The sequence below is a fragment of the Pseudomonadota bacterium genome, from assembly GCA_023229365.1.
In the GTDB taxonomy this organism is placed as follows: domain Bacteria; phylum Myxococcota_A; class Polyangia; order JAAYKL01; family JAAYKL01; genus JALNZK01.
In genome coordinates this window covers 1-8,512 of sequence record JALNZK010000175.1, presented here as the reverse complement: position 1 = coordinate 8,512, position 8,512 = coordinate 1, and the positions used below count along the sequence as shown (strand labels likewise).

General features: G+C 68.2%; 9 protein-coding genes. 6 read left to right on the top strand and 3 right to left on the bottom strand.

What is annotated here, in order from left to right; genetic code table 11:
• Positions 1 to 101 precede the first annotated feature (101 nt).
• Positions 102 to 467, bottom strand: a complete 366-nt coding sequence (locus M0R80_29770) for a hypothetical protein (GenBank protein MCK9463827.1) — start codon at positions 465 to 467, stop codon at positions 102 to 104.
• A gap of 79 nt (positions 468 to 546) precedes the next feature.
• Here M0R80_29770 and mnmA point away from each other — a divergent pair, with 79 nt between their 5' ends.
• Positions 547 to 1,629, top strand: a complete 1,083-nt coding sequence (gene mnmA, locus M0R80_29765) for a tRNA 2-thiouridine(34) synthase MnmA (protein ID MCK9463826.1) — start codon at positions 547 to 549, stop codon at positions 1,627 to 1,629.
• Positions 1,630 to 1,696: 67 nt separating this feature from the next.
• On the opposite strand, the gene M0R80_29760 is transcribed toward mnmA, so the two are convergent.
• Complete coding sequence (locus tag M0R80_29760) at positions 1,697 to 2,764, bottom strand: formylglycine-generating enzyme family protein (protein ID MCK9463825.1); 1,068 nt, start codon at positions 2,762 to 2,764, stop codon at positions 1,697 to 1,699.
• A gap of 43 nt (positions 2,765 to 2,807) precedes the next feature.
• Between M0R80_29760 and M0R80_29755 the strand changes: the two genes are divergently transcribed.
• The 4 genes from M0R80_29755 to hcp all read left to right on the top strand — a co-directional run bounded on the left by M0R80_29755 (position 2,808) and on the right by hcp (position 5,850).
• Complete coding sequence (locus M0R80_29755; protein MCK9463824.1) at positions 2,808 to 3,248, top strand: NifU family protein; 441 nt, start codon at positions 2,808 to 2,810, stop codon at positions 3,246 to 3,248.
• Position 3,249: 1 nt separating this feature from the next.
• Positions 3,250 to 3,834: a GTP cyclohydrolase I gene (locus M0R80_29750; GenBank protein MCK9463823.1), complete on the top strand. Its 585-nt coding sequence runs from the start codon at positions 3,250 to 3,252 to the stop codon at positions 3,832 to 3,834.
• Positions 3,835 to 3,916: 82 nt separating this feature from the next.
• Positions 3,917 to 5,293: a tryptophanase gene (locus tag M0R80_29745; protein ID MCK9463822.1), complete on the top strand. Its 1,377-nt coding sequence runs from the start codon at positions 3,917 to 3,919 to the stop codon at positions 5,291 to 5,293.
• Positions 5,294 to 5,313: 20 nt separating this feature from the next.
• Positions 5,314 to 5,850 (top strand): type VI secretion system tube protein Hcp, encoded by a 537-nt coding sequence (gene hcp / locus M0R80_29740; GenBank protein MCK9463821.1) that lies wholly within the window; start codon positions 5,314 to 5,316, stop codon positions 5,848 to 5,850.
• 5 nt (positions 5,851 to 5,855) lie between these two features.
• Here hcp and M0R80_29735 read toward each other — a convergent pair whose 3' ends face one another.
• On the bottom strand, positions 5,856 to 8,072 hold the full coding sequence (locus M0R80_29735) for a cyclic nucleotide-binding domain-containing protein (protein ID MCK9463820.1): 2,217 nt from the start codon (positions 8,070 to 8,072) through the stop codon (positions 5,856 to 5,858).
• Between the two features lie 199 nt (positions 8,073 to 8,271).
• Here M0R80_29735 and M0R80_29730 point away from each other — a divergent pair, with 199 nt between their 5' ends.
• Complete coding sequence (locus M0R80_29730; GenBank protein MCK9463819.1) at positions 8,272 to 8,439, top strand: hypothetical protein; 168 nt, start codon at positions 8,272 to 8,274, stop codon at positions 8,437 to 8,439.
• The last annotated feature ends 73 nt before the right edge of the window (positions 8,440 to 8,512 follow it).

Below are 8,512 nucleotides of genomic sequence, written 5' to 3'. Positions count from 1 at the left end.
ATCGACCTCGGCGACTTCATCACGCGGGCCGTCGCCGCGCACATGTCCGGCGCGCCGCCGCCGAGCATCTTCCGGCCGTGATCTCGCTGTCGGCTGTGCTATCATCCCGCTAAACAGTTACCGGTCGTGCAGGCGTACTCGGCGTGCTCGGTGCCCCCCACGAGCGCGCACACGGAGGGCGTGTAGCAGGGGTACGGGCAGTCGGCGTCGGTGTCCGAATCGGTGTCGGTATCGGTATCCGTGTCGGTGTCGGTGTCCGTGTCGGCGTCCGTGTCCGTGTCGGAATCCGAGTCGGTATCGGAGTCCGTATCCGAATCCGTATCCGAATCGGCGTCGGTGTCGGTGTCCGTGTCGGCGTCGGAATCCGCGTCGCCGTCGATGGTGCCCACGCCGTTGGACGTCTCCTCGGCGCACGTCGGCGCACAGAGGATGGCGAGCACGGCGGCGCAGACGATTTTCGAGCGCATTTGCTTTCCTCCTCGGGCAGTGTACCACAATGGCTTCGGCGCGGGAGCATCGGGTGCGCGGAGACGGGAGGCGCCTGAGTTGGAGCCGAGATCCGGCGAGACGGTCGTCGTCGCGATGAGCGGCGGGGTGGACTCGAGCGCGGCGGCCGGGCTGCTCGTGCGGCGCGGCTGTCGCGTCCTCGGCGCGACGCTCGTGATGGCGGAGGACGGCGAACGCCGCGAGGCCGAGGCGGCGCGCGCGGTCGCCCGGGCGCTCGGCGCGGAGCACAGGACCGTCGACTGCGCGGCAGCGTTCCTCGAGGAGGTGCTCGAGCCCGCGTGGCGCGAGTACGACAGGGGGCGCACGCCGAACCCGTGCGTCGTCTGCAACAGCCGGATCAAGCTGCGGATGCTCGCCGCGCTCGCGGACGAGGTCGGCGCGGAGCGGATAGCGACCGGCCACTACGCTCGAACCGGGCCCGATCCCGACGGGCGGGGCACGGCGCTCCTCCGGGGCGCCGACACGGACAAGGACCAGTCGTACTTCCTGCACCGCCTGGGCGACGACCAGCTGCGGCGCGTGCTCTTCCCGCTCGGCGGGCTCCGGAAGCCCGAGGTCCGGGCGCTCGCCCGCGACTTGAGGCTCGCGAACGCCGACCGGGCCGAAAGCCAGGACGCGTGCGTCGCGCAGGACGGGCCGGGGCTCGCGGAGGCGCTGCGGCGGAGGCTCGGCGGCCGCGCGCGCGCCGGCGAGATCGTGGGGCCGGACGGCCGTCGCCTCGGGCGGCACGACGGTCTCCACCGCTTCACCGTCGGGCAGCGCAAGGGGCTCGGGGTCGCCCTCGGCGGGCGCGCCTACGTGTGCCGCGTCGAGGCCGATTCCGGGCGCGTCGTGCTGTCGGGAGATCCCGCGGATCTCGAGAGCGTGGGCCTCGAGGCGAGCGGCTTCCGCTGGTTGGGCGGCATTGCGCCGGCGGATCGGTTCCGCTGCGAGGCGCAGATCCGCTACCGCCACCGCGCCGCGCCGGCGACCGCGCTGCTCGGCCCGTCCGGCTCGCTGCGCGTCCTCTTCGACGCGAAGGTGCGCGCGGTCGCGCCGGGGCAGGCCGTCGTCCTGTACCGCGGCGACCGCGTGCTCGGCGGCGGCTGGATCGAGCGGGGGCTGCGGGAAGGGCGATCGTAGGCGCGGAGATCCCGGGCCGCGTCGAACAGCGGGTAGAACCCGGGGAGGCAACTCCCGACTCCCCTTGCTACAGCCCGGCGTCTACGGCATCGAAGGAAACCGGAGAGAGGACGCAGCGGACTCCTGTGTCAGCCGGAGATGTCGTGAGGTAAGTACGCGCTGAGATCCTAGTGTATTCGGCAGGCGATGATACCGCCCCGCCTTTCTTGATGGGTTTCTGAGGCCACGCTCCCGTCAACGGCGCGGGATCGGTGCAGCCGCTTGAACACGCGGAATGGTCAGCGACGAGCCAGTCCAGGACCCACTCCGAAGCGTTGCCGTACATCTGCCGCACACCGAAGGGGCTTTCGCATTCTCCGGCCAAGTTGTCCTGCAACGGAATACAGCAGTCCTCACATGTTCCCATGTAGCACTCCGCCATCGGCCACGTCGTGCAACAATCGTAAATGCCATACCAACACGGCAAATAGTACCAGGCGCACGGGTACTTCAGCTTCGTCTGCCCCCGCGCCGCGGCCTCCCATTCGGCCTCGGTCGGCAACCGCATACCGCGCCACTCGCAATACAGCTTGGCGCCGAGCCAATAGAATCCACCAGCCGCTGCGTCTGCACCCCGATTGCAAGTCGTCGGGCTCAACGAAATACCGTACTCATACATCCCAGCGTCGTTCAGGGCGATCGGTGGGCTACCCTCCGAATAACTCGCCCACAGCTCGATGTCCGGCAAACCAGAGTCGGGGTTCGATTTTGAAATATATCGATCACCCCGATCGTAACCAACAAATAGACTATTTAAAAACGGGATAATGTCCTCGTAGGTCGCCTCGTACTTGTCGATCCAGAACGGGCTTAGGGTCACCTCGACCATCGGGTACTCCTCGGGCTCGCATTCCGTGTCGTATGGCATGCAACCCATCAGGTAGGTGTTTCCCGGCACGCAGACCATGTCGGGGCCGCCGTCGCCCTCGCAGGGGATCGGCGTGCCGCCGTCCCATTCCAGGTCCGGCGGCCCTGTGTCCGTGTCCGTATCGGAATCGGTATCGGCATCGGTATCCGTGTCCGAGTCGGTATCCGTGTCCGAGTCAGTATCCGAGTCAGCGTCGGTGTCCGTATCGGTGTCGGTGCTCGCATCCATCTCACCTCCGTGATTCTCGGAACACGACGACGTACAGCCGGTTGTGACGCCAACGAAAACCGCGGGAAGCACCCGCAGCAGATCGTACATGATGCTGCCCATCTCCCAAACTGTACCAGTACCGTCTGTCGTCGAGAAGGGGACGCGGATCGGATCCGCGCTCGGCCCGGCTTCCTTGACACCCGCGGGCGACGCGGGTATCGCTACCTGGGCGCGCGGCGGGGCGCTGCCCGCTGGGGGAAGAAGGGACGCGATCGCGATGGACGAAGAGAAGATCAAGAAGGTGATTGAGGAGAAGATCCGCCCCGCGCTGGCGATGGACGGCGGCGGCATCGAGTACCTCGGCCTCGAGGGGAACAAGGTCAAGGTGCGGCTCAAGGGCGCGTGCATGGGCTGCCCGTCCGCGCAGATCACGCTCCAGATGGGGGTGCTCCGCGTGCTCAAGCAGGAGATCCCGGAGATCGAGGGCGTCGTCCCGGTGTGAGATGAGCTCCCGAGAGGACAAAGAGGCCCGGCTCACCAAGGCGTTCGAGGATCTGCTCCGCGCCGTCGGCAGATCGCCCGGGACGTACCCGGAGCTGCTCGACACGCCGCTCCGCGCCTCGTCGATGTGGCTCGACGACCTGCTCGACGGCTACGAGTGGGATCCGGCGAGCATCCTCGCGGGCGGGACGCCGGTAGGCTCCGCCCCGTCGCTCGTCGTCATCCGGGACATGTACTTCCACTCGGTGTGCCCGCACCACCTGCTGCCGTTCCACGGCCTCGCCCACGTGGCGTACTTTCCCGGGGATCGCATCATCGGCTTCTCGAACCTCTCGCGGCTCGTGAACTGCTTCGCGCACCGCCTCATCCTGCAGGAGGAGATCGGCCGCGGCGTGGCAAACGCCCTCGTGGAGCACCTGGGCGCCCGCGGCGCAGCCTGCCTGCTCGACGCCGAGCAGCTGTGCATGGTCGTCCGCGGCGTGCGCCAGGCCGGGAGCCGCGTCGTCACCGCCGCCTACGCCGGCTGCCTCGCCGACGACCACCAGCTCCGGCTCGAGTTCCTGACCGCGATCGGCGCCAAGGAGTGATCCCGCCCTTGCCCCGTCACGGGATGTGCACCACGTTTTCAACTGCGTCGGGAGCCTCGACCAGACAACCAGGAGAGAGCACATGCCGCACCGCACCGTCATCGAACCGTACCGCGTCAAGGTCGTCGAGCCGATCCGCTTCACCACCCGCGCGGAGCGCGAGGCCGCGCTCAAGAAGGCCGGCTACAACCTCTTCGGCCTGCACGCCGACGACGTGCTCATCGATCTCCTGACCGACTCCGGCACCTCGGCGATGTCCGCCGAGCAGTGGGCCGCGATGATGCGCGGCGACGAGTCGTACGCCGGCTCCCGCTCGTTCGAGCGGTTCGAGGCGGTCGTGCGCGAGCTCACCGGGTTCAAGCACGTCATCCCGACCCACCAGGGGCGCGCCTCGGAGCGGATCCTGTTCGGCGAGCTGCTCGCCAAGGGCGACGTCGTGATCAACAACACGCACTTCGACACGACGCGCGCCAACGTGGAGTTCCAGGGCGCCGAGGCGCTCGACCTGCCGTGCGCCGAGTCGCGCGAGCTGCACCTCGAGATGCCGTTCAAGGGGAACCTCGATCTCGACGCGGTCGAGAAGGCGCTCGAGGCGAACGGGAAGAAGATCAAGCTCGTCATGGCGACCGTGACCAACAACTCGGGCGGCGGCCAGCCCGTGTCGCTCGCGAACCTGCGCGCCACCCGGGCGCTGTGCGACAAGCACGGCGTGCCGCTCTTCCTCGACGCGTGCCGCTTCGCCGAGAACGCCTGGTTCATCAAGGTCCGCGAGCAGGGGCAGGCGGACCGCCACCCCCGGGAGATCGCGAAGGAGATGTTCCGGCTCGTCGACGGGTGCACGATCAGCCTCAAGAAGGACGGCTTCGGCAACATCGGCGGCCTGCTCGCGATGAACGACGACAAGCTCGCACTCCGGTGCCGCACGAGCCTCATCCTGACCGAGGGGTTCACGACCTACGGCGGCCTCGCGGGCCGCGATCTCGAGGCGCTCGCCCAGGGGCTGCTCGATGTCACCGAGCCGGACTACCTCCGGTACCGCGTGCGCACCGCCGAGTACCTCGCCCAGAAGTCGTGGGCCGCGGGCGTGCCCACGGTGCGGCCGGCCGGCGGGCACGCGGTGTACCTCGACGCCCGGGCCGCCCTCCCGCACATCCCGCCCCACGAGTACCCGGGGCAGGCGCTCGCGTGCGAGCTGTACCTCGAGGGCGGCGTGCGCGCGGTGGAGATCGGCACCTTCATGTTCGGGCGGACGCAGGAGAACGGCCCGGATCTGCCCGCCACCAACGATCTCGTGCGGCTCGCGCTGCCGCGGCGCGTCTACACGCAGAGCCACATCGACTACGTGGCCGAGGTGATCGCCGCGGTCGCCAAGCGCGCGGTCAAGCTCAAGGGCTACAGGATCGTCGAGCAGGCGCCGTGGCTGCGGCACTTCACGGCGCGCCTCGAGCCGATCACCTAGAGAAGGCAGAGGAGGGAAAGATGAAGAGACTGTCGATGATCGCCGTCGTGTTCGCGCTGTCGGTCATTCCGCTCTCGGCGTCGGCCTCGTATGAGTTCTACGTCGTGGTCGATGGGGGCAAGCAGGGCAAGTTCAGGGCCGAGTGCACCCAGGCTGCCTGGAAGGACGCGATGAAGGGGGTCGACTTCCGGTACGAAGTCACCTCGCCGACGGACGCCGGTACCGGCGCGGCCACCGGAAAGAGACAGCACAAGCCGATCGTCATCACGAAGGCGCTCGGCCCGTCCGCGCCGCAGTTCCTCCAGGCGCTAGTCACGAACGAGCTCCTCAAGCAGGTCGTGATCAGCTTCGTCCAGCGCAACGGGGCGGGCGAGGAGGAGGTCGTCTACACCATCAAGCTCACGAACGCGCGGGTGCTGGGCTACGTGACGCGCGTCGGCACGGTGGAGGGCGATCCGAGGCTGCAGCTGCTCGAGGACATCACCATCGTGTTCGCCCGGATCGACGTCGAGCACAAGGTCGGCAAGACCATGGCCTTCGACGACACGACGAAGTAGTCCGCCTAGCCCCCCTCCTCCCCCTCGCTCGGGATCTCGATCATGCCGCGCTGCTTCATCGCGAGGTGCAGCTCGTGCCGGAGGATCGGCGCGCCGGCCGCGAAGCGGCGCAGATCCGCGCCCGAGAGCCGGAGCGTCTCGAGCGTCTCCGACTTCACCACGACCGAGGCGTTGCGCCTGTCGCGGTAGCCCATCGCGACGTTCTCGCCGAAGAAGTCGCCCTTCTTGAGCTGCGTGCGCATGGTCTCCCTGCCCTGGCGATCGCGGCGGATCACCTCGGCGATGCCGCGCGTGATGATGTAGAACCCGTCCGCCTTGCCGCCCTGGCGCATGACGAAGGCGCCCTGGTCGAACGTCTGCGGCACCGAGAGCAGGCTGAGCTCGTGCTTCGCGTGCGGGTGCAGGTTCCGGAAGATCCGGACCTTCGAGATGATCGACCGGCCGAGCCAGATCCGCTCGAACTTCTCGGCGAGGTCGTTCGCCTCGACGAACTCGAGGAACAGATCGCCCGGGAGCACGAAGAGGAGCGATCGGGAGAGCGTTCGCACCGTCGCGTTCCGCTCCGCCTCGAGGATGATCGACATCTCGCCGAAGAAGTCGCCGCCCTCGAGCACCGCGAGGAGGCGCGGGGGATCGGCGCTCGCGTCGAGCACCTCCTGGCTGCCGGCGAGCACGAAGTAGAAGCTGTCGCCCGCCTGGCCCTGCGACACGACCTCGACGCCGCGCGGCACCTCGACGACCCGGCCCTGCGAGAGGAGCACGTTGATCCAGGCCTGATCCGAGATCTCGAGCAGCTTGAGCGTCTTCAGGATCTTGAGGACGAGCGGCTGCGGCAGGCTCGCCCCGGGCAGCAGCGTCCGCGACCACCCGGGCGTCGCGACGCCCCACGGCCCGTCGGCCACCTTCTCCGGCGCGACGTGGAAGAACAGGAGCTCCGTTTCAGGGTGCGCCTTCGCGATCGCGGTGTAGTCCGACGGCACGCCGTGGATCGGCCGGCCCCCGCCGTCGACGATCGCGAGCCGCTCGCCGCCGCCGACGAGGTTCTTCATCCGCTCCGCGTGCTGCGCCGAGATCGCTCCGGCCATGCGCATCTTCTCGAGCTCCTCGAAGTGGATCGTGTCGCTCGAGTACACGACCGTGTGGTCGCCTCCGTCCGGGCCGCGTACCGAGACGCGGAAGCCGATCGTCGGGATCGTGTGCACCGCGTAGAAGAACTCCCACTTCGCGCCGTACATGGCGACCGACTTGCCGGGGACGACCTCGGTAAAAGACAGGTAGCCGCGCATCTGGTCCAGCGGCTCGCCGAGGACGCACGAGATCTTGATCAGCATCGACTCGTAGATCTCCCGCGTCGTGATGATGTTGACCCGCTGCTCGGAGAGGATCATGTCGATCAGCGTGCAATGATCGTCGTGCACGTGCGACACGATGACGCCCCGCAGATCCGACTTCGGGACGCCGAGCCGCCGCAGGTAGGCGGAGGTGCCGACCGGACCGTCGACGAGGAACGCGTTGCCGTTCACCCACAGCACGATCCCGGTGGTGGGGCCTCCGGGATCGAAACCCGAGTAGCTGCCGAGCAGCTTGACCCGGAGCACCTGCGGGATCTCGAGCTCGTCCGGGGGATCCGCGAGCAGGGGGAGCTGCTCGCCCTCAAACGCGAGATCGACGGTCCGCCGCCGGCCGCCGCTCTCGATCTCGAACCGGTTGTCGCCGAGGCGCTTCACGGTCGCGGCAAGGTCGTCCGCGCCGAAGAGCGGCACCGCGCCGTCGCCCGCGTCCTCGAACGCGGCGAACTCGAACAGGTCGTCGATCGCGAGGCGCCGGTCGTCGCGGCGGATCGCGAGGTAATCCATCATGCGGGTGAGCGTCTCGATGCGCGTCCGCGACAGCTTCCAGCCCTTGAGCTGCTCGCGGGTCGGGCCGAGCAGCGTGATCGACAGGATCTGCCGAACGCGCTCGCACATGCGGCGCGTGCCGACGACGCGGAACGGGCGGCTCCAGCCGCCTGTCTCGAAGAAGACGTACCAGTACGCGAGGAACTCGAGGGCGACCTGCGAGACGCCCTCGACGTACGCGACGTCGGGCAGCACGCCGACCGTGGGCGCGCGCAGCCCCGCCCGCAGGAGGAGCTTGATCGACTCCGGCGGCGCACCGAGCAGGGCGCGGCGCTCGCCGATCTCGACGTGGAAACAGCCGGGCACGACGCGGTTGATCTGCACACGGACCTCCTTCCTCCCTACTGCGATCGTTCGAGAGAGGTGGTCGCGACTCGGGCTCTCGGCTACTCGGCGCCTGCGGCGCTTTCGCCGTCCCCGATTGTCGAACGAAACTCACCGCTTTTGCAACTGGTTGGGGTAAAATGACCGCGCGACGAAGCGCGCGGTCGGGAAGCGACCTCGTGAAGAGGAGGGGAGAACGATGGCCTATCGCACGGTGCTCTGCATGGCCTTGCTCGCGGCGTGGGGGCCGGGGGCCGGGTGCAGCGACGAGTCTCCGCCGGTCTTCGATCCGGGCACGGATTCGGATTCGGATTCGGACTCGGATTCGGACACGGACTCGGATTCCAGATCTCCTGACCTGGGGTGAAGGCTAAATGTCCGGTGGATCGTTGGCCGGAGGTTCTGGCGCGGGTCTCGGACCCGGGAAGGCGAAGCTCGAT

What these genes read in the sequence shown, in the direction of transcription:
- hcp (MCK9463821.1), top strand. Translation starts at nt 5,314, where the DNA reads ATGAAGAGACTGTCGATGATCGCCGTCGTGTTCGCGCTGTCGGTCATT.
- M0R80_29745 (MCK9463822.1), top strand. Translation starts at nt 3,917, where the DNA reads ATGCCGCACCGCACCGTCATCGAACCGTACCGCGTCAAGGTCGTCGAG.
- M0R80_29730 (MCK9463819.1), top strand. Translation starts at nt 8,272, where the DNA reads ATGGCCTATCGCACGGTGCTCTGCATGGCCTTGCTCGCGGCGTGGGGG.
- M0R80_29760 (MCK9463825.1), bottom strand. Translation starts at nt 2,764, where the DNA reads ATGGATGCGAGCACCGACACCGATACGGACACCGACGCTGACTCGGAT.
- M0R80_29770 (MCK9463827.1), bottom strand. Translation starts at nt 467, where the DNA reads ATGCGCTCGAAAATCGTCTGCGCCGCCGTGCTCGCCATCCTCTGTGCG.
- M0R80_29750 (MCK9463823.1), top strand. Translation starts at nt 3,250, where the DNA reads ATGAGCTCCCGAGAGGACAAAGAGGCCCGGCTCACCAAGGCGTTCGAG.